The organism is Phaeobacter sp. B1627 (genome assembly GCF_006265095.1).
GTDB lineage: Bacteria > Pseudomonadota > Alphaproteobacteria > Rhodobacterales > Rhodobacteraceae > Epibacterium.
The window spans coordinates 1-1073 of record NZ_VCNK01000063.1; the positions used below are offsets into that span (position 1 = coordinate 1).

At 64.6% G+C, this 1073-nt stretch carries 1 protein-coding gene; it reads left to right on the forward strand.

Going from position 1 to position 1073, the window contains the following annotated elements; translation table 11 throughout:
• Positions 1 to 1032 (forward strand): type II toxin-antitoxin system HipA family toxin (locus tag FGE21_RS19255; protein ID WP_139665025.1); only part of this gene is annotated, 1032 nt, incomplete at its 5' end.
• Positions 1033 to 1073: the final 41 nt, after the last annotated feature.

The window sequence follows — 1073 nt, forward strand, 5'->3', positions numbered from 1 at the left end:
GACTCCGCGCCCGACACCTGGGGCCGCCGCCTGATGCAGCGCGCGGAACGACGCAGCGCCGAACGGGATCGCCGTGCGGTGCGCGCGTTGACCGAAAGCGATTATCTCCTGGGTGTCGCTGACGAGACCCGGCTTGGCGCGCTTCGCTTTCGGCGGGTGGGCGAGGAACCGTTCCTGGCACCGATCCGCGCGGGGGTTCCCGCCCTGATCGAGCTCGGACGCCTCCTGCAGGTCACCGAACGGATCCTGCGGGATGAGGAAACCGACGAGGACCTCCAGCTCATCTTTGCGCCTGGCTCATCGCTCGGCGGAGCGCGTCCGAAGGCCTCGGTGATTGATCAGCATGGTCATCTCTCCATTGCCAAGTTTCCGAAGGAAACCGACGAATACAGCATGGAGACATGGGAGGAGATTGCGCTCCGGCTGGCTGGCCAGGCTGGCATCGTCACGCCGCACCACGAACTCGTCGATGTGGCGGGCAAGAAGGTCATGCTGTCGCGGCGGTTTGATCGCGAGGGCACCGTGCGGATCCCGTTCCTGTCAGCGATGGCGATGATGGGCGCCAAGGATGGCGAGCGCGGGAGCTACCCCGAAATCGTTGACGCTCTGGCCGAGCATGGCGCACAGGGCAAGACCGATGCCCAGGCCCTGTATCGCCGTGTCGTCTTCAGCGTGCTGATCTCCAATGTCGACGATCATCTGCGGAACCACGGCTTCCTCTGGCGCGGCAAGGCGGGATGGTCGCTGTCGCCGGCCTATGATCTCAATCCGGTGCCGACCGACATCAAGGCGCGGGTGCTGACCACCAATATCGATCTCGACGAGGGCACCTGTTCGCTCGACCTGCTGGAAGAGGCTTCAGAATACTTCGCCCTGACGCTCGCGCAGGCGCGCGCAATCATCAAGGAGGTGGCAACGGTCACCGCCACCTGGCGCGAGACTGCGAGGTCGGTCGGTGCGCGTTCGGCTGAGATCAATCGCATGGCCAGCGCCTTCGAACATGAAGATCTGCAGCGCGCGCTGGCGCTATGACGCGAGCATGCTTCCGCAGATTTGACACGCCATCGGTCAGG